Genomic DNA, 26297 nt, shown 5'->3' with positions numbered 1-26297 from the left:
TCCGCGAAGACGATGGACTGGATCAAGGCAGTTCGTGGCTGGCGTAGAACGCGGTAAGCACTTTCACCAAATGCGCCAGATCCTGGCTGCCTGCCAGTTCACGGATCGAGTGCATGGCGAAGGTAGGCAGGCCGATATCGACGGTGCGCACCCCCAGGTGGCTGGCTGTGATCGGGCCGGTGGTCGAACCGCAGGCCATGTCGCTGCGCACCACAAAACTTTGCACCGGAACTTCTTCGGCCATGCACAAATGGCGGAAGAAACCGGCGGTTTCGCTGTTGGTTGCGTAGCGCTGGTTACTGTTGACCTTGATTACCGGGCCTGCGTTGAGTTTCGGGCCGTGATTGGCGTCGTGCTTGTCAGCGTAGTTCGGGTGGACGCCGTGGGCGTTGTCGGCCGAGATCAGCAACGACTTTTGAATGGTCCGCACATAATCTTCGCCTTCAGGTAGCAGGCGTTGAAGCACTTGTTCCAGCATCGGACCGTCTGCACCGCAGGCGGAGCTGGAGCCAACTTCTTCGTGATCAGTGCAGATCAGCAGGCAGGTCTCATCGGTTTCGGCAGTGAGCAAGGCGTTTACACCGGCGAAGCACGACAGCAGGTTATCCAGGCGTGCGCCGGCGATAAAATCACCATGCAGGCCGACGATCGCAGCGCTTTGGGTGTCGTAAAAGCTCAGCTCGTAATCGAGTACCACATCAGCATTCAAACCGTGTTCGCGGGCCAATTGATCGGTCAGCAGTGCACGGAAATCTACACGCTCATCGCCTGCCACCTGCGCCAGAATGGGCGGTAACTCGTTCTGGGCGTTGATCGCCCAACCTTCATTGGCCGTGCGGTTCAAGTGGATCGCCAGATTCGGGATCACGGCGATGGGCAGTTTGAAATCGATCAGTTGGCTTTCGACCTTGCCATCACGGCGGAAGGTGACACGCCCGGCCAACGACAAATCACGGTCGAACCAAGGCGCAAGCAGGGCGCCACCGTAGACTTCGACACCCAGCTGCCAGAAACCCTGGCGCTGTATCTCGGGCTGCGGCTTGACCCGCAGGCACGGGCTATCGGTATGGGCACCGACCAGACGGATGCCGCCGCTCAAGGGCGATAGACGGCCCAGTTTGAAAGCGACAATCGACGAATCATTGCGGGTGGCGTAATAGCGCCCACCGGCCTCGGTGGCCCATGTTTCGCGTTCATCCAGACGTAGGTAACCGGCCGCTTCCAGGCGTTGAACAAGGCTTGCGGTGGCATGAAAGGGGGTGGGGGAGGCCTTGAGGAAATCGATCAGGCCTTGGTTCAACTCTTCGCGCATAAGTTACTCCAGACAGCAGTGGCGCGAGTTTACCGTATCTTGTGACTGACGCCGACCTTGTGGGGATTTGCATGTGCGTCCGGTTCGGATTGCACGCAATCAAAACGGCGCAGGGCACTCGAAGCGCATGCGCTCACCCGATTGTGGGTGAGTGAAGCTGAGCATGCTGGCGTGCAGGCACAGGCGTGGGTAAGCAGCCAGCGCTTGCGGGTGTGCGTACAGCCCGTCGCCCAACAACGGGTGGCCGATGGACAGCATGTGCACGCGCAATTGGTGTGAGCGACCGGTAATCGGCGTCAACTCGACACGGCAGTAATCACCGCAGCGTTCCAGCACTTTCCAGAATGTCAGTGCGTGCTTGCCGAATTCGTGATCGACCACGTGCCGGGGTTTGGTAGGGGGGTCGTAGCGCAGCGGCAAATCGATACTGCCACTGTCCAGTTCCGGCTGACCCCAGCACAGAGCGGTGTAGGCTTTTTCGGTTTCACGGTCGTGAAACTGCCGTGACAGCTCGCGATGCGTATCGGCATCGCGGGCCAGCAGGATGATGCCGGAGGTTTCCCAGTCCAGGCGATGGACAATGCGGGTCTCGGGGTAACCGTTTTCCTGCAGGCGGGTAATCAGGCAATCCTTGTTGTCCTCGGCACGGCCGGGAACGGAAAGCAGCAGGGTCGGTTTATCGACCACCAGAACGCCAGCGTCCTGGTGAATGATGCGGATGTTCGACAACGGCATGTGCAACGGGCCTCGAAACGCTGGAAACGCCAACGGCGGTATTCAGACCCTTTTTTTCAAAAGGTCCGAGATACCGCCGCAGGCACCCGCCGGATCAACGATCTGGCAGGGTGATATTGAGTTCGAGGATCGAGCAGCTGCCCTGGTTTTCCAGCGCGACATGCACTTGTTCAGACTCGATGTTGACGTATTTACGGATGACTTCAACCAGCTCTTTTTGCAAAGCCGGCAGGTAATCCGGGGTGCTGCGTTGGCCTCGTTCGTGCGCCACGATGATCTGTAGACGCTCTTTCGCTACCGAAGCTGTACTTTCCTTCTTACGGTCACGAAAGAAGTCAAAAATATTCATTCACGGCCTCCAAAGACTCGCTGAAACCATCCCTTTTTCTGCACATCGATGAACCGGTGTGCAACTTCCTTGCCCAGCAAGCGATCCACGGCATCGCTGTACGCCTGACCGGCGTCGCTCTGGTCGTCAAGGATGACCGGGATACCCTGGTTAGAGGCTTTCAAGACTGCCTGGGACTCAGGAATCACGCCCAGCAGGCGGATTGCAAGGATCTCTTCGACGTCTTCGACGCCAAGCATTTCGCCCTTGGTGACACGCTCTGGGTTGTAGCGGGTCAGCAACAGGTGTTCCTTGATCGGGTCTTCGCCTTTTTCTGCGCGACGGGACTTGCTCGCCAGCAAGCCGAGCATGCGGTCCGAGTCACGTACCGAAGACACTTCCGGGTTGGTCACAACGATTGCTTCGTCGGCGAAATACATCGCCAGATGCGCGCCTTTCTCGATGCCCGCAGGGGAATCGCAGACCACATATTCGAAGGTTTCCTTGAGTTCCATCAAAATCTTTTCAACGCCGTCCTGAGTCAGGGCGTCTTTATCACGGGTCTGGCTTGCGGCCAGCACGTAAAGATTTTCCAGTCGTTTGTCTTTGATCAGTGCCTGGGTGAGGGTTGCTTCACCGTTCACGACGTTGACGAAGTCGTAAACCACGCGGCGTTCGCAGCCCATGATCAAGTCAAGATTACGCAAGCCGACGTCGAAGTCGACGATCACTGTTCTGTGGCCGCGCAAAGCGAGACCGGTACCGATAGCGGCGCTGGTGGTGGTCTTACCCACACCACCCTTGCCGGATGTAACCACGAGAATCTTGGCCAAGGTGTTTCACCCCTAGAGGAAAAGGACAGTTAGTCCCTGAAGGGCATCCCTTGAAACGGCAACAGTCGAGCAATGCTGGAAATCGAGAACCCCTGAATCAGAGGTTTAACCATTGGGAAACCTTGGCTTTCTCGACTTCCGACTTCTTTTGCTACGTTTTCGCGACGAATCAGGGATGCTTTAAAATGGCGGCAGTATCCGTTAAAGACGGGTGATGTTCAACACTTCACCGGACAGGCTGACCTGTACCCCGGCCCCCCACAGCGGATCTCTGCGCAGGTCTTCGGAAACCTTGTATTGCCCGGCGATCGAGACCAGTTCAGCGCCCAACTGTTGGCAAAAAATCCGTGCCTTGGTATCACCTTTGATCCCGGCCAATGCTCTTCCGCGCATAGGGCCGTATACATGGATGTTGCCATCGGCCAGAAGTTCCGCACCGGGACTGACCGGGGCGATGACCACAAGGTCGCAGCCCTGGGCATAAATCTGCTGACCGCCACGCACGGGAGAGGTGATGATTTTGGTCGGTTTTAGGGTTGGCTCAGGTGGCTTTTCCGCTTTTTTCTTCGCTGCATCGCCTTCGACCGGTTCCAGCGGACGCTCCCGGGCACCCGAAGGGGGCAGTACCGGCAGGTCAATAGCAATGGCGGCAGCGATGTCTTCGATGCGGTTGGCACGAATCGCCAGCGTGCGCAGGCCGTGTTGCCGGCACACACGCATCAAGGCCGGCAGGTCGACCGCGCCTTCGCCAGCGGGCAGTTTGTCCAGAGCCAGCACCAGAGGGGTGTTGCTGAAGAAGTTCGGCGCGAGGGCAACCTTGGCCGCCAACTGGCGATCAAGGCTTTCAAGATTGTTTCGGGCCAGCTCAAGCACGGTAATGGCAAGCATGCTGCCCTTCAGCTGGAACACAGGATCCTGGTCTTGCAATTCGATTTGGCTCATGGTCGGCACAAAGCAGCTTGTCGCTAAAAGTGCCGAGACTTATAACGAGAACGCTCGCGAGTCGCAAGCCAAGCCGAACCGATGTTGCCGAACCGATGTAGAATGCGCGGCCCTTATCTTTACGGAAGCTGTAATGGATCGCCCGCGTTTTCGAGCTCGTTTTCTTCTACCGCGTTTCTGGCCGCTATGGCTGGGGCTGGGGCTGCTCTGGCTGATCGTTCAGTTGCCGTTTCGCACGCTGATAGCCGTTGGTCGGGCGCTGGGTGCGGTGATGTATCGTTTTGCCGGTGACCGACGGCGTATTGCGTCGCGCAACCTGGAGCTGTGCTTCCCCCATCTGTCGAAAGCCGAGCGTAAACAGCTGCTCAAGGAAAATTTCGCGTCTACTGGCATCGCGTTTTTTGAGATGGCCATGAGCTGGTGGTGGTCGCGCCAGAGGCTGGCCAAACTGGCCCATATCGAAGGACTGCAGCACCTCAAACAGGCGCAGTTGGAGGGGCAGGGCGTGATTCTCATGGCACTGCACTTCACCACGCTGGAAATCGGCGCGGCCTTGCTCGGTCAGCAGCACACCATTGATGGCATGTACCGCGAGCACAAAAACCCGCTGTTCGACTTCATCCAGCGTCGCGGCCGTGAACGCCATAATCTGGACTCTCTCGCTATCGAGCGTGAAGACGTGCGTGGCATGCTCAAGCTGCTACGCGCTGGCCGGGCCATCTGGTACGCGCCGGATCAGGATTACGGCGCCAAGCAGAGCGTGTTCGTGCCACTGTTTGGGATTCAGGCGGCGACCGTGACCGCCACCAGCAAGTTCGCTAAGCTGGGTCGCGCTCAAGTGGTGCCGTTTACCCAGCAACGCCTCGCTGATGGCAGTGGTTATCGACTGGTGATTCATCCACCGCTGAGCGATTTTCCCGGCGAAAGCGACGAGGCCGATTGTCTGCGGATCAATCAGTGGGTCGAACGCGCCATCATCGAGTGTCCGTCCCAGTACTTATGGGCGCATCGACGCTTTAAAAGCCGACCAGCGGGCGAGCCAAAGCTGTATAAGACGCGTGGCTGACACTAAACAGGCTGAAAATTAAAAAATGCGTTCACGTGCCATAGAAAATCGGTCATGAGTGCCGCTGAAATCTCTTCCGCAGAGCCGATCACCGGGCTGATTCTTTCCGGTGGCCGTGCACGGGCGGCTTATCAGGTCGGCGTACTGGCCGGGATAGCTGATTTGTTGCCTGCCGGTGCTCCAAATCCCTTTCCGGTGATCGTCGGCACCTCGGCCGGGGCCATCAATGCCGTCAAGTTGGCCAGCGGTGCTTCGCACTTCTGCGCCGCCGTTCACCAATTGACCGAGTTCTGGCAGGGCTTTCGCAGTCATCAGGTGCTGCGTAGCGATTGGGCGGGGGTGGTCCATCAAGCCGGCCGCTTCGTCGGCCACCATCTGATGGGGATTGGCTCGCGAGTCCCCGTGGCGTTGCTCAACAGCTCGCCCTTGCGTGACCTGCTCAACGCCCGTATGGACCTGAGCGGTATCGAGCATGCCATCGAAGCCCAGCATCTGCGTGCCGTGGCAGTAACAGCGTTTGGTTATGAGTCGGGACAAGCCGTGACCTTTTATCAAGGTAAGGACTCCATCGACTCCTGGCTGCGTCATCGGCGTATCGGCTTGCCAGCACAACTGACGGTCGATCATTTACTTGCCAGCTCAGCGATCCCCTTGCTGTTCGCGCCGATCAAGATCGAGCAGGAGTATTTTGGCGACGGAGCTGTACGTCAATCAGCACCGATCAGCCCGGCGTTGCACTTGGGGGCGAATCGGGTGCTGGTGGTCGGGGTCAGCGGCAACCCGCGCAGTGTCGAAGCGAAAGCTCCGCTGCACCGGCCAACACGGGGCGCGCAGCCGAGTCTGGCTCAGATTGGCGGGCATATGCTAAACAGCACCTTTATCGACAGCCTGGAAAGCGACATCGAATTGCTGGAACGTCTCAATGAATTGAGTCATTTGTTGGCTCTGCAACAGCCAGTACGCAGGTTGGGTCTGGCACCGGTCGACGTGCTGGTGATCGCGCCCAGCCAGCCGCTGGACGAAATCGCCGCACGTCATCGGCACGAGTTGCCGGCCGCCTTGCGCATGTTCCTGCGCGGCCCGGGCGCGACTAAAACCAGCGGCGCCGGTGTGCTGAGTTACCTGTTGTTCGAAACCGGGTATTGCAGTGAGTTGATCGAACTGGGCCGACGCGATGCCCTGGCCCAGAGTGACCAGTTGAAGCGGTTTTTAAGGCTGGCTTGAGGACGCGCCCCTGCGGGCGCTTTCGCCGTTCAAATCGGCCCCGGCAGAGTCCAGACTGGCAGCAAATGCTACAGGCGTTACCCACCCCCCCCCCGTCGTTGATGTAGGACTTGTCCTCAAGCCATACCGGAAACGTCTCCTTCGTATCCCCCCGCATTGAACCCGTTCGTCATCCACTGCATGTTTCGCCCTTTCTGGCAGACCTATCAAAGGACGGCTTATGTCTGACGCGATCATCCGGTTTCTTGAGCGTCCCACCCTGAACGGCCCTCGTCTGGAACAGGGGCAGAAGATAGCGTTCCTTATCGAAGCCGCCCACGCGCCTGACGCATGGAAGGTACTGATGCAGCAAGGCGCGGAGTACAGCGTTGACCGGCTGTGGTTCGGCACGCCGTTTCAGGCGCACATGGCCCAAGGGCCCTCCTGGTTTTTGGTCAACACAGTGTGCATCGACGGGCTGGCGGAGGTGTGTCATCAACGCCCCGCAGGCACGGCCTTGACCTGCACCGACCCGGCGCAGGCACTGGCGCATGCCCGAACATTGCTGAGCATGATCCCGACGAACGTATTGTCGATTCACGACCCCGCTATCTGGGCCGCGCTGGCAATGGAAAACACCCGGCAACACGCCTGCCTGTTCGGGCCGTGGAGTGAGGTTTACACCCCGGTTCCTGGCGTTAATCCCGCATCACGTCAGTGGCATGTCTGGAAAGCCGAAACACCCGCCACAGGGCCCTGCGAATACCCCCTCGTTTTCCCCGACACCCTGTACTCGACCTACAAGGACATCCGCTGGCTGCACTGGCTACGGCAGAACCCACAGCACTTTGCCCAGGTGCCAGATCATGAACTGCCTCGCGCAGTCAGCAACCTCAATTTCTTCGTGAAGCACGGCATCGGTATCGACCGTGACCTGTTGCAGCTCTCTGCGCTAATCACCCACGGCGACGTGCGTGAGCGCGAAGACCTGCTCCCGATCCTCACCTCGCGCGAACGGCCACAGCGTCGGGTCGAGCAACTGCTACAGGGATTACAGCCATGACCACTCACATTTATACCGTCCAGGAAGGCGACACCCTCAGCGGTCTCGCGCAGCGATTGAACAGCGGTGTTGACGAATTACGACGTCTCAATCCCTTTATCAACAATCCGAACTACATCCGCACGGGGTGGACATTGAATGTGCCGGACACCACCAACGCGCGCGTGGCGGACAACCCGGCGCTCGCACCCGACACCAGCGCTCTGGAGGTGTTGCACCTCGACCCCGTTGCCGCGCCGCCTGAACACTGCACCGTCAATTTCTGCGGCGAGCAGCCGTGCACGCGAGACACCCATTACGCCGACGTTATTTATGAAGTCGGTCAGGAACGCTTCTGGCTGTTGCGCGAACACACCCTGAATACGCTGGTCGCCGCTGCCGATAGTCTACAAAAGAAGCTGCTGACCACTAATCCCGACTCACGGATCAACGCCCTGAATGACGCGGGCCTGCTGGAGCCTTTTCTCGAACCCAAAACCAACAGTTTTCTGGATGCCCAAGACAGCCAGCGGTATCTCGAAATCGAGCATGAGTTGGGCCAGACAGGGCGCGACCTCGGACGTCTGGGGATACGCGAAGAGGGCTTGCAGGACGTCAAACACGTACCGAGTCTCACGGTTGAGCAGCTCAGACACGTCAACCAACAGCAACAGGCCGCCCTGCCGTTACGCCGCGAACTGGCTGCACTCGATGCCAAGGGCCATAAAATCGGCCTCGAACGCGGCTATAGCTTTGAAGACGGTCATCTGTACAGCGCCGAGGCGATGAAAGCTCGCGAGATCATCCAGCGTTATCTCAAACAGCGCCAGATTCTGGTGGACCTCGGCAAACCTCATTTCAGCCAGCAAGAAATCGAGCAATTCTCCCGAGAGCAGGCCCAACTGCTCACAGAGATTGATAGTGCGACTCGTGACCTCACTTCACCGCGACTGGACATTGCGCAATGGGTACGGAATTCGACAGGAAAGTTTCATTATTCCGAACTGGTAAAAACCCTTCTCGAAGCCGCCGCCTACGGCCTGGCCTTGCCCGAATACGCTCTGCAAGGCGACAACGGGGATATTCAGCACGGGTTCGAGGAGTACGAGAAATACCACGCCTGGCTCAGGCAAAAAGCAGCCCTGGATCAACACGTCGAAAAATCATTCGACAATTGGGTCAATGTCGCCAAACAACAGCCTCCGAGCAGCCTGTTCACCACGGAAGCCGTGCAGTGGCAGGCACTCGAAGCCCAAGAACAGGCGCTGAAGAAAAAAGCCGAAGATTTCGTCAAACGCTCAAAACCCCTACGCCACCTGCTCTGGAACCCCGAGACCTTTGCGCCAAAACCGCAACAACGACTGGTACGCACTAACTTTCCGTTGCGAGAAATCAGCGTGCCCACCGAGCGCACGCGCCTGCGTCACTTGAGCCTCACCGACGTACTCAACCACCTCAACCAAAGCACCCGCGACCTGCTCAAGGACGACCTGAACAAAGCACTGGCCCAAGCCAAAGATCCCACCGTCAGAGTGACTGCGGGCAATACCAGTGCCGACCCGGATCTGTTCACCTCCTGGCTGAGAATGAACGACGCTCGGCCCGTTGAAATCCAGGCCGGCTGGTTCGACCGCAACGGCTTCTTCCAGCCCGAAACGTTCAAGCGCTACATCAAAACCGAAAAAATCTACATCGAGAACCTGCGCGACGACGCCACCTTCGATGCCTGGGGCAAAGACCTTGAACAGATCCTGTTCAAAAAAAGCATCCTCGGCCCATTGCGCTTATTCGATAACAGCCCGCAGGCGCGCTTGATCCGCTGCTTGACCCCGGCCCAGAGCAACGTGCAACTCGCCACTCAAACACTAGACCCCAGCGTCAGCCTGAAAAAAGGCCTGGGCGCGTCGGCCAACGTGACGCTGGACGTCAATCGGGCGCAGGGCGAAGTTGATGTGGCCTCGTTTGAGCTGCCAGGGAGGGCCGAGGCGACACCGAAAACGCTGAGCTACAAAAACGAAAACGACGACCAAGGCCAGAAAGTCGCAGACGGTATCGTTACGTTCGGAAAGTTTTGCCTGACCGGCAGCATCAAGGCCTGGGGCTTCGCCGGCGCCTCGATGATGCTCAGCGCCAACCTGCGCGTGGGGCCGAACAAACAGGAAAACGACGACCTGGGCCTCGACACCGGCCGCGACGCGGAGCGCCGCCTCAGCCGAGCGGAGACCGGCCTGAGACCCCACATCCGCCACGACGACCTCCTCGGCGGACAGTTCAACCTGTTCGCTGGCGTACAAGGTGGGGTCAAAATCAATGGCTCACTGCTCTGGACTCCGCCCGACGACCTGCTGACCCTGCGCCACCCGATCTTCAAGAAACACGTCGATAATGACGGTTGGCTGGAACTCGCCACCTTGGGCATCGACGCCTCCGCCGCATTGGGTGTCGGCACCAAGGCCGGGCTTAACCTGTCCCTGCAAAACGGCTACGTGATCCTGCGCATGAACGCCGCCATCATTGCCGGCCCCGGCGTGCAAGGCGCCTTCAACTTCGTCGTGGGCTACAAGGCCATTATTCAGATCCTGGATATCTTCAATAAAGCCCTGGTTGAAAACAACTATAAGAAAATGGTCTGGGTACAACCGGAGGCCTTCGCGTACTTCAGCAAACTGCAACTGCTCAGTGCGGTCGGCGTGGACATGCAGTGGGCTTTTTTGAGGGGGTATAACGTTGTGAGTCGGATGTATGACGTGATAAAGGCTGGCGGGCGGGCGGGGCCGATGGCTCACGAGATTTTTGATAAACAAGACGATCAGGAATTGAGGCGGTGGTATTCAACCTTGACGCCAGAGGGGTTGGGGTCGCTGCTGGATACGCTACTTCAAAGGCCAAGGGCGTTTGAAGTATAAGCGCAGGGCGATATGGGTGGCACAAGGACGGTGAGGTATACAGCGCAGCAATGCCATTTATTGCAGCAGCACGCGATCGAAATCATTTTAACTTCCATCCATGAGAATGCCACGGCAAGCGCATATAACACGATCGGCTATGAAAGCCTGGCCTCGGCGCAAGAGCGGTTTGGCAAAGCAGTGCTGCGTTTTTCATCCTTTAATAAACCGGATAATCCCAAGTTTATTTATTGTGAAAATGTATACCGGATGAGTAATTTCATGGCGGCAAATGCTGGTGAAAAAATAGAAGATAGAATCATGCAGGAACGTTATAGAAAAGCGAGACGTCGATTGGGCGAGGCGATGGACACTGCCTGTGATTTTGCATCACAGACAAAATTCTGGAACCCAGATGCAGGGACGGAGCTGGCACCATGGCCAAGATATTGATTGTTGCAGTGAAACTAACCGGCCTGCTGTTGCTGTTCAGTCATTGCGCCTGGGCTCAATTGACACCAGAGCAAGAAGAGGCACGCAGCCAAGGTCTATTTTTCTTAAATATGATCAAGAGTGCAAAGGCAAGCCCCTTCCTTGAAATATCAGCCGAGGCTGGGGACACGGATTCACAGTATTACTTGGCTGAAATTCTTAGGCGGAACCAAAAAGTTATAACGCCGAGAGCTCAGGAGCTGTACGAAGCCGCCGCCGAAAAAGGCGATATCTACTCAATGATGCGATTGTCCGATAAAGGTGATGACCTTTGCCACATCATGGAAAATTGTCCGCCTGATATAAAAACACCTCAAGAGTGGCTGGAAAGCGCTCGCTCACTGGCCAAAGAAAGAGCCGCTCAGGGGGATGGTGAGGCCATGCAGCAACTTTTCATGATAAGCGGTCATTTTGATTGGTTAGTCAAAGCAGCGGAGTCCGGCTTCCCTGATGCGCAGGAATGGCTCGGCTCTTTATATAAAGAAGGTGTTGGCACTTTTCTGATCCCCGGCAACCGGAAAAAGGAAATCGAGAAATGGTACCGGGCCTCGGCGGAAAGTGGCTATGCGCCGGGTATGAGTAGCTATGCCGATTTACTGCAAAAATTTGGAGATCTCAAAGGTGCTGGTTATTGGACAGAAAAAGCAGCCGAGGCCGGTCACTTTGGTTCTATGTCTAGTTACGCCGCGTGGACTGCTCATATGCCCGACGAAGTCGGCTACCCGCTTGATATGGTAAAAGCCTATGGTCTGACACTGCTCATGGCAGAAGCGGACCCCGGTAGAAGGCCGTCATCGCCCGGCTACGGAGGGCAAGTACTGCCAAGTGTCGCCGCCAAAATGACCCCCGAACAAATAGACGCCGGCAAAGCCTACGCCAAAGAGTGGGCGAAAACCCATCCGTCGCTGTCGAGATTCCCGCCTAGGTACGGATATTGATGCCGGCTGGACGCTCTCACGCCAATGCACGTAGGACCCATCCTCAAACTTCGCAAGACAACTCCCTACCTGTATCCCCCTCATTGAAACCATTCCTGTGTCGCCGCATCTTGCAGTTCTTCCGAACTTTTTTGTAGGCGACGCACTGCCATGTCAACGGCCAAACACCCTGTCCTCGATCAAACCGAATCCTTGCGTGCCGCCGCTGACCGACAGCAGTTAGGGTGCCTGGAAAGTACGTGGCTGGGCTGGAACGAGTTGCATCGTTTTGTTTGTTCTAAAGGGCATGTTTTTCTCAAGACCCCGAGACGGATGAGCCGAAGCCAGGAGAGTTGTCAGGCGTGTATTCAGGATCGCTTTACGGAGCGGGTCCGCGCCATTGCCCTGGAGGCCGGGGTGACGTGGCTGGATGAGCAGTGGCTGGGTGATGGCGTGCCCCATAACTTTCGTTGTTCGCAGGGGCACACGTGGCAACGTAAATCTTCGACCATGGGCTTACACCCTGATTGCAGCCTCTGCAAGCGAGACAAGGCCAGAAACCTCAAGGGGTTCTCCGACGGACTGACCCGTTTGCAGCAGATCGCTGCGCAGCACGGCGGGGTATGTTTGGCTGATGCTTACACCAGTACCCGTCAACGGTATGGTTTTCGCTGTGCCCAAGGGCACGTGTGGGAGTCCCTAGGTGTCAATATCATGGGCGGCGCGTGGTGTCATGAGTGCGCGATCCAGCCCAGGCTTATCCATGAAAAGGGGGTGGACGGACTGTCACGGTTGCGTGAAGTGGCAGAACGCCATGGCGGAGTCTGTCTTGACCAGAAGTACCTGGGCGTAAAGCATCATTATCGCTTTCGTTGCGATGCCGGGCATGAGTGGATGAGGTTGGGGGCGAGCGCCTTGCATGGCAGCTGGTGTGTGACATGCCACCTGAAGGCGAAGACACTCACCCTTGATGACGCGCATCGGGCAGCCGCGGCAAAAGGAGGAACATGCCTGTCCACTGAGTATGTAAATGCCCAAATAAAGCTTCAATGGCAATGCCAGAACGGACATCGCTGGCTTGCCCCGATGGGGACTATCAGACAGGGTGGTTGGTGCAAACGGTGTCCAAAGAGCAGGCTAAGCCTCGACGATGCCCATCAGGCCGCGCGAGCAAGAGGTGGGAAATGCCTGTCCACCAAATACGAGAACTGCCACACAAAAATGCACTGGTTGTGCGAACGAGGGCATGGCTGGCACACCAATCTGTCAATCATACGTAATGGCCATTGGTGTCCTGAGTGCGCTCATATGGCGAAGGTAACCACTCTGAAGACGATGAAGCGATACTTGTCGGCTAAGTAAAGGGCGTTGGCCATGTGTCAGACCGGCTTGGTCATCACACCCATGAACAGCTCTGACGCGAGAAAGCGCTGTAACCAGGCCTGTAGGCGAGGGTAGGGGCTTTGCCAGAACCAGTCGGGGTCGACGTAGCAGAACTGCCGCACGAAGGGCGCCAGGGCGATGTCGGCCAGGGTCACGTGCTCAGCGGCCAGGAAGGTCCGTTGTAGCAGGCGTTTTTCGAGCTTTTGCAAAAACAGTGCACCCAGGTCGCGGTAGTGTTCCTGCGAGTGTTCAGGATGGCGGACCGCGTATTTGTAGTGATCCAGATGGTGCTTGAAGACGTGATCGTTTTCTTCGATCAATGCCCCGATGTCGCTCTGGGCCTGCGGGTCATTTGCCAGCAGCCAGTCATCGGGGTCGTTGAGCGCCAGTGCCCAGCGCATGATGCCCAGACTCTCGTCGATCACGCGTCCTCCCTCACAGATCAGGACGGGCACAGTGCCTTTGGGTGAACAGGCAAGCATGTGCGGCGGCTTTTCTTTGAGGCTGACTTCGCGAATGTCCAGTGCGCAGCCCGCGTAAAACAACGCCATGCGCGCACGCATGGCGTAGGGGCAGCGCCGGAAAGAGTAAAGAATCGGCGTCGCGGTGTTCACTGCGCTCAGCAACGGGTCTCTTTACGCTTCGGCAGGCAGTTGGCCGCAGTCGGCGATCACGACTTTTTTGCTGGTTTTGCCTGATTGCGAGCCCAGTGCTTCAATGGCCCTCACAACGTCCATGCCTTCGATGACTTTACCGAATACCACGTGTTTGCCATCCAGCCAGCTGGTGACGATGGTGGTGATGAAGAACTGGCTGCCGTTGGTGTTCGGGCCTGCGTTGGCCATGGACAGGTCGCCTGGCTCGGTGTGCTTCAGGGTGAAGTTCTCGTCCTTGAACTTTTCGCCGTAGATCGACTTGCCGCCGGTGCCGTTGTGGTTAGTGAAGTCACCGCCTTGCAGCATGAAGTCTTTGATCACACGGTGGAACGAGGAGCCCTTGTAGTGCAGGCCGTCGCCTTTCTCTCCGGTGCACAGGGCACGGAAGTTCTCAGCGGTTTTCGGTGCCACGTCTTCGCGAAGTTCCATCACGATGCGACCCATTGGCTCGTCGTTGGCGGTGATGTCGAAAAATACTTTTGGATTGGACACGGGTAGTTACCTTCTCATTTGAGGTGGCGCAACGGGTCGCGCCGTGGGTGTGTAGGGTACAGAAATTCCGCTTGGCAGTTTTGTCTGACACAGAAAATGGGGGCTGCCTGTCGGTTTATCAATTGCTGACCTCAATCGTACTCAAACCATTGCCTTGGCGCCGCACCTGAATCTGCACGGGGATTCGCTCATGCATTTCCTGCACGTGGGAAATCACCCCAACCTTGCGCCCCTGGGCTTGCAAGCCGTCGAGGGCATCCATGGCCAGTTGTAGGGACTCCGGATCGAGGCTGCCGAAGCCCTCGTCGATGAACAGAGATTCGATTTTCAGCGTGCTCGATGCCATTGACGCCAGGCCCAGGGCCAGGGCCAACGACACGAGGAAGGTCTCTCCACCGGACAACGAATGTACCGAGCGCAGTTCATCGCCCATTTCGGTATCCATCACCAGCAAGCCCAACATGCTGCCGCCGCGCTTCAGGCGATAACGGCGCACCAGTTGCCGCAGCTGTGCGTTGGCATGGTGAACCAGCAGGTCAAGGTTGTAGGCCTGAGCGATCTTGCGGAACTTGTCGCCTTCGGCCGAACCGATCAGCGTGGCCAAGCGCGCCCAGCGTTGATACTGGGCATAGGCGTCGGCAATCTGTTGCGCCAACGCTTGATTGGCGTCTTGGCGGCGTTGATCGTCGGCTTGTTGGGCGCGCAGGTCGGCATTGAGGTGTTCGCTGGCGGCGCACAGCCCCTGCAGCTCGCTCAAGGCGCTGTCCAGTTGCTCGGCGTCAAGGTAGCCATTGGCTTGCGCTTGATGGCTGTGCAGACGCTGTTCGCGTTCGTGCAGCAGGACCTTGGCTTGCTCGATGGCTTTTTCACTGTGCTGCAGGCGTTGGCGCAGTTGGCTGACGTGTTCATCGTCGATGCTCAGTAACTGTTCGAGAGCACTGTCATCCAGCTCGCTATGGAGGCTGCGCCATTCTGCAATCCTGGCGCTCAGCTCGCTGCGCTCTTGCTCCAGGCTTTGCAGGCGTTCCTGCCTGGCTTTGAGTTCGGCGGCGAGTTCGATCAGTTGGCTGCGTACGTCCTGCAACGCTTGGCCTGCTGCGCTTTCGACGTGACGCGCCTGTTCGACGGCGTGTTCCAGTTGTTGCTGCCAACGTTCAGCGCTGCGCTGTTCACCGGCTTGGCCACCCAGCAGTTCAGCGAGCGTTTGCTGGCTGGTGTGCTGCTGCTGGGTGAGGGCGGCAAAACGTTGCTGCAGGTCTTCCAGGTGCTTGGCGCGGGCGTGTTGCTGGAACTGCTCATGCTCGATTTTTTGCTGACGTCCACTCTGCTCAAGCAGCTCATCGCGTTGCTGCTCCAACTGGTCCAGGCGCTGGGTCACTTGCTGATCGAGCTGCATGACCGTCGCTGCGGCTTCGTTGCGCAAGCCATTGAGGATGTCGGCGGGCAGCAGTGGGGTGAAAGCCGCCAGTTCTTCTTCCAGCCGCTCATGGTCGCTGGCCAGTTGGCGCCGCTGTTCGGCCACATGTTGAGTAGCGGTCTGGCTGGCTTCTGTGGCGCTTTGCAGTTGTTGCTGCAGGCGCCCGGCGTCTTGTTGCAGTTTGAGCAATGCGCTCTGGCGCTGTTCATCTTGGGTGATGTTTTGAGACAGCTGACTTAACTGCTGGCTCAGCCAGCCGTCGCGCTTGGCCGCGTCCTGCTCCAGGAGTCGGGTGCTGAGCGGATGAGCCTCGAGACTCGGGGTCAAGGCGCGTTGCTGTGTGGTCAGTTGTTCCTGTTGGTGCAGGAATTCTTTTTGCTGAGCGATCAACCCACTGACGCTGGTACGCAGGTCGATCAATTTTTCCTTCAGTGTGTCCACGGCTTTCAGGGCGTTGGCTTCTTCGCTTTCGTCATGCCGGGTCAGGCTTTGCAGCAGGGCTTCGGGCTGATGATACGGATGCTCGCGACTGCCACACACCGGGCACGGTTGATCGTCCTGCAATTGTTCGCGCAATTCTTCAACGCTGGCGCTGCGAGCCAGGCGCTGGCGCTCCAGCAGTTGCTGAGTGACTGCCAGGGTTTGCTCGGCGACCTCGAGTTCATCCTTGGCCTGAATCCCCTCGCGGTTGAGGTGCTCGCGCTGTTGCTGGGCATGCTGCTGTTTCCGTGCAAGCGCCAGCGAACGCGTGTCGAGTTCCTGCTGCTCGGTCCATAAACGCGCAAGGTCTTCGAAGGCCCGTTGCTGTTTGCGATTGTCTTGCAGCAGGCTGCCGAGGATCTGGATTTGCTCAGCGACGGCATGCGCTTCGGCACCGGCTTCGTGGTACAGCAGCTCCAGGGCGCTACGTTGCTCGGTGAGATGTTGGCTGACGCTGGCGGCACGCTGCTCAAGCTGCGGCAACTCGATTTGGCCCTGTTTCAAGCGGCTGCCGATCTGCATCACTTGCTTCAGGCGTTCGCGGTAGGCATTCCAGGCTTCGCTGAGCGGAGCCAATGCGCTGCTCTGCTCAAGCTGTCCGGCAATTCGCTGCAGGCGCTCGGCTACTTGGTGTTGCTGGTCGAGCAGGCCTTGCAGGGCGCTTTGTCCCTGAATGCACTGTTGCTCCGCCTGTTGTTTGAGTTCAGTGGTCTGGTTCAGTTCGTCGATCAAGCGCGCGACGGTGCTTTGGGTTTCGAAGGCTTGACGTAACAGCGGTGTGGCGTCGGTCTGCTGCTGCTGAGCGTTGAGCAACGCTGCGTGGGCATCGACCTGGGTTTTCTCAAGCTGTGTCTGCTGGGCTTGACGTTCGATCTGCAGCTGTCGATGTTGCTGAATCTGCGCCACCAGCGTGCTGAGCTGGGCATTCAGTTCGGCCTGGCGAGCGAACGGGTGACGTTGCGGCGCGAGGTGTTCCAGTTGGGCCAGCTTCAGACGTTCGGCGCTCTGGCCGTCCCACTGCAATTGGGCCTGTTGCAGTTGTTCGGCAGCGCTTTGCTGTTCGTCCTGCAACTGATGCAGGGCCTTGAGCCAGTGGTGCTGAAGCTCGAGTTGCTTGAGTTGCACTTGCTGAGTTTTCAGCTGTTGTTGGGCTTCGTTGAAACGCTGGTCGAGTTCGGCGCGGGCCTCTGGCGCTAGCGGTGTTACACCGGTGGCCAGTGCTTTCAGATCTTCATGGACCTTTTCCGCTTCCTTGCTCTTGCTGTAGGCGCGCCGGCCCAGTTGGCTGTAGATCGCAGTGTCAGTGAGCTTTTCCAGAAGCTCGCTGCGCTCTTTGTCATCGGCCTTGAGGAAGGCGCTGAACTCGCTTTGCGCCAGCATGACGGCGCGGGTGAACTGTTCGAAGTTCAGGCCCAGGCGCGCTTCGAGCATGGTTTTGTATTCGGTTTTGTTCTGGCTGCTCAACACCTGTTCGCTGTCCAGATCGGTCAGGGTCTGGCGGCTTGCCTGGAGTTTTTTGCTGGCGTTGTCCCGTGCGCGGTTGGTTTCCCAGCGGGCACGGTAACGACGGCTGTCGATGCCGACGAAATCCACTTCGGCGTAGCCGCTGCCAGTGCCGCGCCGCAGCAAGGTGCGCGGGTCGTTGGTGCTGATATCACCGTCGATTTCCGGCACTTTGGACTGACCGACATTGCTCAGCCGTGGGATGGCGCCAAATAACGCCAGGCACAGCGCGTCGAGCAGGGTGCTTTTGCCGGCCCCGGTCGGTCCAGTGATGGCGAACAAGCCAGCACTGGCCAATGGTTCAGCGGTGAAATCCAGCTCAAACGGACCCGCGAGGGAGGCAAGGTTTTTCAGGCGAATGGCGAGAATTTTCATGGCTGTTCGCTTTCCAGTTGTACGTCCTGCAAGAGCGTGGCGAAATCCTTGAGGGTTTGTTCGTCGACCTCGCTGCCGTAGCTGTCCTGCCAGGCGCGGCTGAACAGTTCCAGGGGGCTGAGTTGGTCAAGGTCGATCAGGCCGTTGCCGCTGTCATCGCCCTCGGCGCCGCCGTTGCCCGCATATTCGGTGGCGATGCGCACCAAACGCACGGCCTTGCCCTGCAGCACGGTTTCGATTTGCTGGCGAAGGTCCGGTTGCGGTTCGTCGAGGCGCACCCGAACCTCCAGCCAGGGTTGGCGTTCGATGTCAGCCAGCAGATCGATATTTGGCAAGGACGCCAGTTGCACCAATAACTCCGCCATAGGTGCAGGACCGACGCGTTGCAGATTGACTGCGCGAGGAATCAAGCAGGGTTCGACGCTGATCAACTGATCGCCGTCGCAATTGATTTCGAGAATCTGATGCTGATAGCCGATCTCCGAAAACGATAGCGGGATCGGCGAGCCGCTGTAGCGGATGCGATCTTCACCGTTAACCTTCTGCGGCTTGTGCAAGTGGCCAAGGGCAACGTAGGTGATGCTCGGACCGAACAGGCTGGCGGGCAGGGCCTCGGCGTTGCCGATGATCAGGCTGCGTTCAGAGTCTTCGGACACCGAGCCGCCGGCCATGTGCGCGTGGCTGATGGCGATCAATGCCTGTCCCGGCTGGCGCTTGAGGTTGGCGGCTTCGATCAGCAGTTCATGGACCCGACCAATACCACGCAAGTAGTCGTCGCCCAGGGTGGCGCCCGTGACTTCGGCGGGCCGAAGAAAGGGCAGCGCCAGGCACCAGGCTCCGATTTCGCCGCTGGCCTCGGATAACGGCAGCAGCAGGCGCTCGGCATCCAGTTGTCCGTCATCGAGCCACAACACCCGTCCCAGGGCATGGGTGCGCAAACGGCGCATCAGTGGTGCGGGCAATTCGATGCGCGAGCCGGAGTCGTGGTTGCCAGCGATCATCACAATGGTCAGCAGCGGCAGCTGTTCGTGAGCGTTGACGATGAAGTCGTACAGGCGCTCCTGGGCTTTGACCGGCGGGTTGACGGTGTCGAAAATGTCCCCCGCGATCAACAGTACGTCAGGCTGGCGGTCGACCAGGCGGCCCAGCAGCCAGGTCAGAAAGCAGGCGTGTTCGAAGTCTCGCTCCTGGCCATGCAGGTTCTGGCCAAGGTGCCAGTCGGAGGTGTGGAACAAACGCATGGGGAATCCTTGTACAGCCTGATAGGAGCGGACTTGTCCGCGAAGAGGCCGGGTCAGTCAATGAAGATCGAATAAAAACCGCAGATATTCAAAATTATTTCGGGTACAGCGGTGGCAGGCTGGTGTCGGTGGCCGGATTCTGAACCCGCTCACCTGCTGGCAATGTACGCACGGCGCGCCACAGTTCTTCACCTTGCCAGTACTGGCCTGCCTCGCTGTACAGCGCGCCGTTCAGGCCGTCGAGGGCGTCGGACAAGGGTACGAAACGTGCAGCCATGTCGGCCAGGGTTTCCGGTTGTTGGCGGGCCCAGGCATCCAGCGCCTGGCGGGTCGCCTGCGGATCGTTGGACAGACTGGCACGTTTGAGTTCATCAAGTACGGTGCGTGGGCTCGGACCCGCTTGCACAACCCGCGACACTGCCGGTTGCCAACGCGCGCGCCACCATAGGCCAAAGCCGAGCAGGGTAGTGCAGGCCAGAAGTAATGTACTCAGTTGCCATGGCCACAACGATTGCCCTGCGATGGTCATGCCGTTCGCATCGGTGCTCACCGGAGTGTTCAGAGACAGACTCGGGTTATTCACCACCTGAAGGGTGCGTGCGGGGAGACTGCTGTGTTCCAGATGATCGTCAAGGGTGTTCCACCAGACCACGTCCACTGCCGGTAAGTCGATTGCGCCTGTGCGTGTAGGCACCAGGGCTTCACGTTCTTCGCGGCTGCCGATCAGGCCCCGCTCGCTGGTCAGGTTGGCCAGTTGAGGTTGGTCGGGGTAGCGACGCAGGCCGCTGACGTCGGTGCTGGGCAGTGGCGTCAGTTGCGCGCTCGACAAGCCTTCGGCGCGGATCGTCAGGCTACGGGTCAGGGAGTCGCCGAGCAGGATGTGTTCCGGTTCCGGTTCCGGGTTCCAGGCTTCGCTCAGGCTCACGCTGCGTGCGGGCAACCATGGGGCGTCGGCAGGGTAGTCGGTGGGCTGGGGTTTTATCCACAGGGGGATTTCGGCGGAGCTGACGTGCACCTGCTTGCCTGGCTTCGGCCCCGTCGGGTTGACACCCTGAGCCTGTCCCTGATTCTGGGCTTGAGCGTCCTGCACCAACGTTGCACTGAAGACTTGCGCGGGAATCAGCAACTCACCGCTGTGCTGTGGATAAATCGCATAGCGTATCTCAATGACACCGTGGCGAATGCCATTGATCAGTTTTTCATAGGTGCGCGAATCACCGAGTTTTTCGATCCGTGCATCCGGGATCTGCAGAGGCGTCAGGTTGCTGTCATCGAACAGTGCGACCGAGTGATAGACGCGCAGGGTCAGCACGACCTGAGCTTGAACGTAGACGCTTTCCTGATCGAGGCTGGCGTCGATGAACACGGGCGCCAGCGTCTCTTGGTCCTGGGCTTCGCTTTGTACCACTTGCAATGTGATCGGCTGACTTTTCAGCTCGCCCAGTTGCAACGAGGGGATGACCACGGTGCCGTTCTGCTTCGGCAGCAGGGTAATGATCCAGCGGGTGGTGGCTTGAGCGCCGCCGTCCAGGGTGGTCAGGTGGTTGATCTGCCGCGTGCCGTGTACGTCGAAGTTAACCTCCAGCACGGTCAGATCGGGTTTGCCGAACAACGTGACGTCATTGGATTCCAGGGTCAGCTCTACGGTTTCGCCGGAGTTCAGGCGTGCGCGATCGACGCTGGCCACCAGCTCTGCAGCCTGAGCCGACAGCGTCATAAGACCTAGCATGAGGCTGATCAATAAAGTGTACGGGCGACTCATCGGGTTTGTTCCTGACGCTGTTGCTGTTCATACCAGAATTTACGTCGCAACAATTCGCCGGGATCGTCCGGGATCTGTCGCAACCATTGTTCCAGAGCTTGTCGTCGTTCTCCGTCGAGGGCGGTGTCGGCGGGTTTTATCGGTGGTCGGGTGGTGTTTTCATCGCCCAGTTGTGAGCCAGGTACGTCGTTGCCGCCAGCCGGGCTGTTCGGGTTGCTGGTGACGGTGTTGTTATTGGCGCTGCTGTCGTCGCCTGATGGGGGTAGCGGCTGATTTGGATTCTGCGGTGCTGTCGCCGCGCCAGCTTGTGGACTTTCGCCGATGTCGTCCTTTTTGCTGCCGTCCGGCTTGTTGGGGTTGGAGGCCTGTTGCTGCTTGTCCTGTTCCAGCAAACGCTCGACCAGCGCCTTGTTTTTCAAAGCCGGTTGCAAATCGGGCTGGCGTTCCAGGGCCTGTTCATAGGCATCCAGCGCGGCTTCCAGTTCGCCAGCCCTGGCCAGCGCATTGCCGCGATTATAGTGGTCGGCGGCGTTGTTGCCTTCAGCAAATCGCTGAGCGGCACTGGCGTAGTCGCCGGCCTGGTACAGCGCCAGACCTTGCCATTGGCTGTCCTTGAAGTGTTGTGCAGCTTCGGCAGGCCGACCTTGTTCGAGCAGGCGCTGGCCCTGCTGGTCGGGCCGCAACCACAGGTCGTTGAACTCGAAAGCATAGCTGGGCTGTGGAAGCATGAATAACAGCGGCAGGCACAACAACCAGCCTCGGCGCCCGGCGCAGGCCGCGAGCAATAATAGTGGCAGCAGCAGCCACGGACCCTGATCGTCCCAGCTGTCCAGATGCACGGTCTGGCCATCGCTGCGCAGGCTTTGCGGACTGTCGAACAGGCCCAGTCCTCGCAGGTCGGAGTCATCCAGGGAGGCCTGACGATAGCGCCCGTCGATCTGGCTGGCGAAGTCTTTCAGGCTTGGGCTGTCCAGGCGAGGCAGGAGGATCGCGCCTTGTGGGTCTCTGAGAAAGCCCCCTTTTTCCTGCATGACCGGCGCACCGTCGGCGGTGCCAACGCCGAGGATCAGCAGCGGGTTAGACTGTCGGCTCAAAGCCTCGCGTATGCCTTGGCGTTCCTGTTCGCCGAGTGACGAGCCGATCAACAGCAAGCGCCCTTGGCCCTGCGCACTTTGCTTAAGTAGGGCAAGTGCGTTGGTTACCGCCAGATCGGCGCGGTGGCCGGCTTCAGGCATGATAGAGGGCTTGAGCGCGTCGAGCAGGTTGCGACTGGTGGTCAGGTCGTCAGACAGCGGCACCAAGGTGTGAGCACTACCGGCATAGACGATGATCGCCGTTTGCGAATCGCTGCGGCTCTGCAACAGGTCGAGCAGTTTACGTCGCGCCTGCTCCAGGCGAGTCGGCGGAGTGTCGGTGGCGAGCATTTCCGGGGTCAACTCGAGCAACACGACCAACGGGTCGGCGGGCTTCTGGCTGGATTGCTCGACGTGCTGCCAACTCGGTCCGAGCAACGCCAGCACGGCGAGGGTCCAGGCCAGGCCCAGCGCAACCCACGGCAATTTGCTGTCTCGACCACTGCCGCCTCCGAGCAGTACCGCGTGGAAAGCCACAGGCAAGATCATCTGCCAGCGTCCTGCACGTTTTTGTCGGTGCCAGAGTTGCCACAGCAACCAGCCCAGCAGCGGTAGTAGTAGCAACCACCAAGGCCTGAGCCAGTGCGGCCAGAATGTGATCATCGACGCCTCCGCAAACGCTTGAGTCGCTGACGCCATTGCTCATTCGACGGCAGAAAAACTTTCTGCTTGAAGAAGCGTTGCAGCAGGTTGTTCGGAAAGCGTTCGCGGATAACCAACAGCATACTCAATAGCAGCGCGCCGGCCAGCGGCCAGTGATACAACGCCTGGGTCGAGCGTGCTTGGGTAGGCTGTTGGGCGACCGGCTCCAGGGTATCGAGTGTTTGTCTGATTTTTTGCAATTGTTGGCCGTCGCGGGCACGAAAATATGTGCCCCCGGTGATGTCGGCAATGTGTTTAAGGGTGGGCTCGTCCAGGTCCAGGCTCGGGTTCAATCCCGGCATGCCTAGCGTTGCGCCTTGTTCCGGGTCGGCACCGATGCCAATCGGGTAGATTTTGACCCCTTCATTGGCGGCCAGGCGCGCGGCGGTCAGCGGATCGATTTCGCCGCCGTTGTTGGCGCCGTCAGTGGCCAGCACCAACACCCGGCTTTGTGCCGGGCGCAGACGCAGACGCTTGAGACCCAGGCCGATGGCGTCGCCGATGGCTGTGTTTTTTCCGGCGATGCCAATCCGTGCTTCATCCAGCCAGATACGCACGGTGTGTCGGTCGAAGGTCAGAGGTGACTGAAGATAGGCCTTGCTGCCAAACAGGATCAGGCCAACACGATCACCTTCACGACTTTCGAGAAAGTCTCCCAGCAAATTTTTGACCAGGGTCAAGCGGCTGACCTCATCGCCGTTCCAGTGCATGTCGGGGTAGTCCATGGAACCGGAGACATCAACGGCCACTAACAAGTCGCGGCCACTGGCAGCAATTGGCAGCGGCTCACCCAGCCACTCTGGACGGGCAGCGGCCATCAGCAATAACAGCCATAGCAGAATGAGTGGTGCCTGTTGCCGCCACCCAGGCAAACTGGTCCGTGCCCGACGTCCGGCCAGACCTTCCAGCTCGCTGAGAAAACTGACCTCGAGTGCTGCTTCACCGCTGTCTGCCACAGGCAACAGTATCCTCATCAGCCAGGGCAGAGGCAGCAGGGCGAAGACCCACGGCCAGGCGAACTCAAACATGTTTGCGAATCCAGGTGTCGACCGCCTGATTCAGGCCGGTGATAGCTTTGTCATCGAGTTTGCACTCCGGTTTGTACGCGCCTTCGACCAGCACCATCCAGCGGGTCAGGCCCGCAGCGGGACACCGGTTGTCGAGAAAGGCCAGCCACTTGCGGCCGTTCAAGGTGTGACTTTGGCTGTAGGGATAGTGGTTGCGGCACAGGCGCTTGAGCAACGCGTTGATTTGCTGCAGCCAGGCGCCAGCAGGTGCTCCGTCGTAAGGCTTGGGCAGTCCGGCGAGTTCTTCCAGGGCCGCGACCCTCAACGGATCCAGGGGTTGCTCGGCACGGCTGACCGGGCGCTTGCCGGGCCAGTAACGACGCAAACGCCACAGCCACCACGCCGCCACTGGAAGTAAGAACAAAAGCAGCCACCAGCCCGGCGCCGGTGGCCAGAGGCTGACCGCCGCGGGAGGGATCAGCGGTTGCAATTGCTCCAGGTTATTCATGGTTGTTTACCGGGACGCTGGGGATTCAGGTATTCGCGCAGCTGCTCGACCATTTCGCTCTGTGTGCTCAGTGGCATCAATGGCACACGCAGTTTTTGCGCGAGTAATTCCCAGTGTGCAACGCGGGCTTCGCCTTGAGCACGATAGGCCTGGCGCAAGTCTGGTTTGAGGGTGTCGAGTTCCAACTGCGCGCCGCGTTCGGAGAAGCGTAACAGGCCGGCTGCCGGCAAAGCGTGATCCAGTGGGTCGGACAGCGGCAACAGCAGCAGATCGCAATGCCTGGACAGCAGACTCAGTTGCTGCTCGGCCGCATCGGACAGCGCCCGCTCATCGCAGATCACGATCACCAGGCTGCCGGGGCGCAGCACTTCACGGGCGCGGCGCAGGGCGGTGCCAAAAGCGTCACGGTCGGCGGGAATTTCGGTGTGCAGTGATTGATTGACCCGCACCAGCCGGTTGAGCAACTGCAACAGGCTCTGCTTGCTGCGCCGGGGTTTGATCTCATAGTGCTCGTTGTCGCCGAACACCAGACCGCCGACCCGGTCGTTATGGCTCAGGGCGGCCCAGCCGATGAGTGCCGCAGCCTGAGCGGCGAGGACCGATTTGAACATCAGGCCCGACCCGAAAAACAGCCGACGGCTTTGTTCCACCAGAATGAAGATGGGACGTTCGCGCTCTTCATGGAACAGCTTGGTGTGCGGCTCCTGGGTGCGGGCGGTGACACGCCAGTCGATGGTGCGCACGTCGTCGCCAGCCTGGTAAACCCGCACCTGATCGAAGTCCACGCCACGCCCGCGCAGCTTCGAGTGGTGCAGGCCGATCAACGGGCTGCGCTGGCTCGGGGTGGAAAACAACTGCACTTCGCGCACGCGATGGCGCATCTCGATCAGCTCAGCGAGGCTGACGCGAATTCCCGGTTCGGCAATCGGTTGGGGTTGCATGGGGTCAGGCGACAGCCACGACGTCGAGGATGCGCTGGATCACGCGGTCCTGATCGATACCGGCGGCTTCCGCTTCGAACGACAGAATAATACGGTGGCGCAACACGTCGAACAGCACCGCCTGAATATCTTCGGGGCTGACGAAATCCCGGCCAGCCAGCCAGGCATGAGCCCGTGCGCAGCGGTCCAGGGCAATCGAGCCACGCGGGCTGGCGCCGTAAGCAATCCAGTCGGCCATTTCCGGGTCGAACTTGGCGGGTGTGCGCGTGGCCATCACCAGCTGTACCAGGTATTCCTCCACCGCATCGGCCATATACAGCCCGAGGATTTCCTTGCGTGCAGCGAAAATCGCCTGCTGGCTGACCCGGCGTTCTGGCTTGGTTTCACCATTAAGTGCTTCGCCGCGAGCTTGCTGAAGGATCTTGCGTTCGACTGCCGCGTCCGGGAAGCCGATTTTGACGTGCATCAGGAAGCGGTCGAGCTGGGCCTCGGGCAGCGGATAGGTGCCCTCCTGCTCGATGGGGTTCTGCGTCGCCATCACCAGAAATAGCGGCGACAGTTCATAGGTGCTGCGCCCGACACTGACCTGACGTTCGGCCATGGCCTCCAGCAAGGCTGACTGAACCTTGGCCGGGGCCCGGTTGATTTCGTCGGCGAGCACCAGATTGTGGAAGATCGGCCCCTGTTGGAAGACGAAGCTGCCCGTTTCCGGACGATAGATCTCGGTGCCGGTGATGTCGGCAGGCAGCAAGTCAGGGGTGAATTGAATGCGGTGGAATTGTGCTTCGACGCCTTCGGCCAGTTCCTTGATCGCTTTGGTCTTGGCCAGACCCGGTGCGCCCTCGACCAGCATGTGGCCGTCAGCGAGCAGGGCAATCAACAGCCGCTCGATCAGTTTTTCCTGGCCGAGAATCTGCGTTGAGAGAAAGGTTCGCAGCGCAATCAGCGCTTCACGATGTTCCATCGTTGACTGTTCCTGGCAGGGTGACCGACAGCGTCAAA

Annotated in this window: 22 protein-coding genes; 7 read left to right on the top strand and 15 right to left on the bottom strand. The window is 59.1% G+C overall.

Annotated elements, in window-relative coordinates; genetic code table 11:
* Window positions 1–22: 22 nt before the first annotated feature.
* The 5 genes from RGU44_RS11765 to minC form a co-directional block, all read right to left on the bottom strand.
* Complete coding sequence (locus RGU44_RS11765) at window positions 23–1312, bottom strand: M18 family aminopeptidase (RefSeq protein ID WP_322217248.1); 1290 nt, start codon at window positions 1310–1312, stop codon at window positions 23–25.
* Window positions 1313–1411: 99 nt separating this feature from the next.
* Window positions 1412–2047 carry an RluA family pseudouridine synthase gene (locus RGU44_RS11760; protein ID WP_322217247.1) on the bottom strand — a complete coding sequence of 212 codons (636 nt, stop codon included), beginning with the start codon at window positions 2045–2047 and terminating at the stop codon, window positions 1412–1414.
* Between the two features lie 94 nt (window positions 2048–2141).
* Entirely contained in the window at window positions 2142–2396 is a 255-nt protein-coding gene (gene minE / locus RGU44_RS11755) for a cell division topological specificity factor MinE (RefSeq protein ID WP_219061521.1), read from the bottom strand.
* Window positions 2393–3208, bottom strand: a complete 816-nt coding sequence (minD, locus tag RGU44_RS11750) for a septum site-determining protein MinD (RefSeq protein ID WP_219061520.1) — start codon at window positions 3206–3208, stop codon at window positions 2393–2395. Before minD ends, minE begins: the two co-directional genes overlap by 4 nt.
* Before the next feature lie 201 nt (window positions 3209–3409).
* Window positions 3410–4150: a septum site-determining protein MinC gene (gene minC, locus RGU44_RS11745; RefSeq protein WP_322178241.1), complete on the bottom strand. Its 741-nt coding sequence runs from the start codon at window positions 4148–4150 to the stop codon at window positions 3410–3412.
* 133 nt (window positions 4151–4283) lie between these two features.
* On the opposite strand from minC, the gene RGU44_RS11740 reads away from it, so the two are divergent.
* The 7 genes from RGU44_RS11740 to RGU44_RS11710 all read left to right on the top strand — a co-directional run bounded on the left by RGU44_RS11740 (window position 4284) and on the right by RGU44_RS11710 (window position 13117).
* Window positions 4284–5216 (top strand): lipid A biosynthesis lauroyl acyltransferase, encoded by a 933-nt coding sequence (locus RGU44_RS11740; RefSeq protein ID WP_322178242.1) that lies wholly within the window; start codon window positions 4284–4286, stop codon window positions 5214–5216.
* Between the two features lie 54 nt (window positions 5217–5270).
* Window positions 5271–6440 (top strand): patatin-like phospholipase family protein, encoded by a 1170-nt coding sequence (locus tag RGU44_RS11735; RefSeq protein ID WP_322217244.1) that lies wholly within the window; start codon window positions 5271–5273, stop codon window positions 6438–6440.
* Between the two features lie 220 nt (window positions 6441–6660).
* Complete coding sequence (locus RGU44_RS11730; RefSeq protein WP_322217242.1) at window positions 6661–7482, top strand: hypothetical protein; 822 nt, start codon at window positions 6661–6663, stop codon at window positions 7480–7482.
* Window positions 7479–10367 (top strand): LysM domain-containing protein, encoded by a 2889-nt coding sequence (locus tag RGU44_RS11725; RefSeq protein WP_322217240.1) that lies wholly within the window; start codon window positions 7479–7481, stop codon window positions 10365–10367. The genes RGU44_RS11730 and RGU44_RS11725 overlap by 4 nt, the downstream gene beginning before the upstream one ends.
* Window positions 10368–10427: 60 nt before the next feature.
* The gene (locus RGU44_RS11720; RefSeq protein WP_322217238.1) at window positions 10428–10799 is read left to right on the top strand and encodes a hypothetical protein; all 372 of its coding nucleotides are present in this window, start codon (window positions 10428–10430) and stop codon (window positions 10797–10799) included.
* The gene (locus RGU44_RS11715; RefSeq protein WP_322217237.1) at window positions 10784–11776 is read left to right on the top strand and encodes a sel1 repeat family protein; all 993 of its coding nucleotides are present in this window, start codon (window positions 10784–10786) and stop codon (window positions 11774–11776) included. The genes RGU44_RS11720 and RGU44_RS11715 overlap by 16 nt, the downstream gene beginning before the upstream one ends.
* A 150-nt stretch (window positions 11777–11926) precedes the next feature.
* Complete coding sequence (locus tag RGU44_RS11710) at window positions 11927–13117, top strand: hypothetical protein (RefSeq protein WP_322217234.1); 1191 nt, start codon at window positions 11927–11929, stop codon at window positions 13115–13117.
* 17 nt (window positions 13118–13134) lie between these two features.
* Here the strand turns inward: RGU44_RS11710 and RGU44_RS11705 are convergent, their stop codons facing one another.
* From RGU44_RS11705 to RGU44_RS11660, 10 genes are all read right to left on the bottom strand, one after another.
* Window positions 13135–13764 (bottom strand): glutathione S-transferase, encoded by a 630-nt coding sequence (locus RGU44_RS11705; RefSeq protein ID WP_416194624.1) that lies wholly within the window; start codon window positions 13762–13764, stop codon window positions 13135–13137.
* A 9-nt stretch (window positions 13765–13773) separates the two neighbouring features.
* Window positions 13774–14286 carry a peptidylprolyl isomerase gene (locus RGU44_RS11700; protein WP_322217232.1) on the bottom strand — a complete coding sequence of 171 codons (513 nt, stop codon included), beginning with the start codon at window positions 14284–14286 and terminating at the stop codon, window positions 13774–13776.
* A 118-nt stretch (window positions 14287–14404) separates the two neighbouring features.
* On the bottom strand, window positions 14405–18061 hold the full coding sequence (locus RGU44_RS11695) for an AAA family ATPase (RefSeq protein WP_322217230.1): 3657 nt from the start codon (window positions 18059–18061) through the stop codon (window positions 14405–14407).
* A complete protein-coding gene (locus RGU44_RS11690) occupies window positions 18058–19302 on the bottom strand; it encodes an exonuclease SbcCD subunit D C-terminal domain-containing protein (RefSeq protein WP_322217227.1) in 1245 nt (414 codons plus the stop codon). The genes RGU44_RS11695 and RGU44_RS11690 overlap by 4 nt, the downstream gene beginning before the upstream one ends.
* 94 nt (window positions 19303–19396) lie before the next feature.
* On the bottom strand, window positions 19397–21064 hold the full coding sequence (locus RGU44_RS11685; RefSeq protein ID WP_322217225.1) for a BatD family protein: 1668 nt from the start codon (window positions 21062–21064) through the stop codon (window positions 19397–19399).
* Window positions 21061–22800 carry a vWA domain-containing protein gene (locus RGU44_RS11680; protein WP_322217223.1) on the bottom strand — a complete coding sequence of 580 codons (1740 nt, stop codon included), beginning with the start codon at window positions 22798–22800 and terminating at the stop codon, window positions 21061–21063. Before RGU44_RS11680 ends, RGU44_RS11685 begins: the two co-directional genes overlap by 4 nt.
* Window positions 22797–23867 carry a VWA domain-containing protein gene (locus RGU44_RS11675; protein WP_322217221.1) on the bottom strand — a complete coding sequence of 357 codons (1071 nt, stop codon included), beginning with the start codon at window positions 23865–23867 and terminating at the stop codon, window positions 22797–22799. The genes RGU44_RS11680 and RGU44_RS11675 overlap by 4 nt, the downstream gene beginning before the upstream one ends.
* Entirely contained in the window at window positions 23860–24354 is a 495-nt protein-coding gene (locus RGU44_RS11670) for a DUF4381 domain-containing protein (protein WP_322178254.1), read from the bottom strand. The genes RGU44_RS11675 and RGU44_RS11670 overlap by 8 nt, the downstream gene beginning before the upstream one ends.
* Window positions 24351–25295, bottom strand: coding sequence for a DUF58 domain-containing protein (locus RGU44_RS11665; RefSeq protein WP_322178255.1), 945 nt, complete (start codon window positions 25293–25295; stop codon window positions 24351–24353). Before RGU44_RS11665 ends, RGU44_RS11670 begins: the two co-directional genes overlap by 4 nt.
* 4 nt (window positions 25296–25299) lie before the next feature.
* Complete coding sequence (locus tag RGU44_RS11660; RefSeq protein WP_219061506.1) at window positions 25300–26259, bottom strand: AAA family ATPase; 960 nt, start codon at window positions 26257–26259, stop codon at window positions 25300–25302.
* Between the last annotated feature and the right edge of the window lie 38 nt (window positions 26260–26297).

This window comes from Pseudomonas sp. 5C2, from assembly GCF_034314155.1.
In the GTDB taxonomy this organism is placed as follows: Bacteria; Pseudomonadota; Gammaproteobacteria; order Pseudomonadales; family Pseudomonadaceae; genus Aquipseudomonas.
This window is presented reverse-complemented; position numbering and strand designations above follow the sequence as displayed.

Bases quoted from the DNA above. Each gene is read 5' to 3' on its own strand.
- RGU44_RS11765 (WP_322217248.1), bottom strand. From the start codon at position 1,312: ATGCGCGAAGAGTTGAACCAAGGCCTGATCGATTTCCTCAAGGCCTCC.
- RGU44_RS11760 (WP_322217247.1), bottom strand. From the start codon at position 2,047: ATGCCGTTGTCGAACATCCGCATCATTCACCAGGACGCTGGCGTTCTG.
- minE (WP_219061521.1), bottom strand. From the start codon at position 2,396: ATGAATATTTTTGACTTCTTTCGTGACCGTAAGAAGGAAAGTACAGCT.
- minC (WP_322178241.1), bottom strand. From the start codon at position 4,150: ATGAGCCAAATCGAATTGCAAGACCAGGATCCTGTGTTCCAGCTGAAG.
- RGU44_RS11740 (WP_322178242.1), top strand. From the start codon at position 4,284: ATGGATCGCCCGCGTTTTCGAGCTCGTTTTCTTCTACCGCGTTTCTGG.
- RGU44_RS11735 (WP_322217244.1), top strand. From the start codon at position 5,271: ATGAGTGCCGCTGAAATCTCTTCCGCAGAGCCGATCACCGGGCTGATT.
- RGU44_RS11730 (WP_322217242.1), top strand. From the start codon at position 6,661: ATGTCTGACGCGATCATCCGGTTTCTTGAGCGTCCCACCCTGAACGGC.
- RGU44_RS11725 (WP_322217240.1), top strand. From the start codon at position 7,479: ATGACCACTCACATTTATACCGTCCAGGAAGGCGACACCCTCAGCGGT.
- RGU44_RS11715 (WP_322217237.1), top strand. From the start codon at position 10,784: ATGGCCAAGATATTGATTGTTGCAGTGAAACTAACCGGCCTGCTGTTG.
- RGU44_RS11710 (WP_322217234.1), top strand. From the start codon at position 11,927: ATGTCAACGGCCAAACACCCTGTCCTCGATCAAACCGAATCCTTGCGT.
- RGU44_RS11695 (WP_322217230.1), bottom strand. From the start codon at position 18,061: ATGAAAATTCTCGCCATTCGCCTGAAAAACCTTGCCTCCCTCGCGGGT.
- RGU44_RS11690 (WP_322217227.1), bottom strand. From the start codon at position 19,302: ATGCGTTTGTTCCACACCTCCGACTGGCACCTTGGCCAGAACCTGCAT.
- RGU44_RS11685 (WP_322217225.1), bottom strand. From the start codon at position 21,064: ATGAGTCGCCCGTACACTTTATTGATCAGCCTCATGCTAGGTCTTATG.
- RGU44_RS11680 (WP_322217223.1), bottom strand. From the start codon at position 22,800: ATGATCACATTCTGGCCGCACTGGCTCAGGCCTTGGTGGTTGCTACTA.
- RGU44_RS11675 (WP_322217221.1), bottom strand. From the start codon at position 23,867: ATGTTTGAGTTCGCCTGGCCGTGGGTCTTCGCCCTGCTGCCTCTGCCC.
- RGU44_RS11670 (WP_322178254.1), bottom strand. From the start codon at position 24,354: ATGAATAACCTGGAGCAATTGCAACCGCTGATCCCTCCCGCGGCGGTC.
- RGU44_RS11665 (WP_322178255.1), bottom strand. From the start codon at position 25,295: ATGCAACCCCAACCGATTGCCGAACCGGGAATTCGCGTCAGCCTCGCT.
- RGU44_RS11660 (WP_219061506.1), bottom strand. From the start codon at position 26,259: ATGGAACATCGTGAAGCGCTGATTGCGCTGCGAACCTTTCTCTCAACG.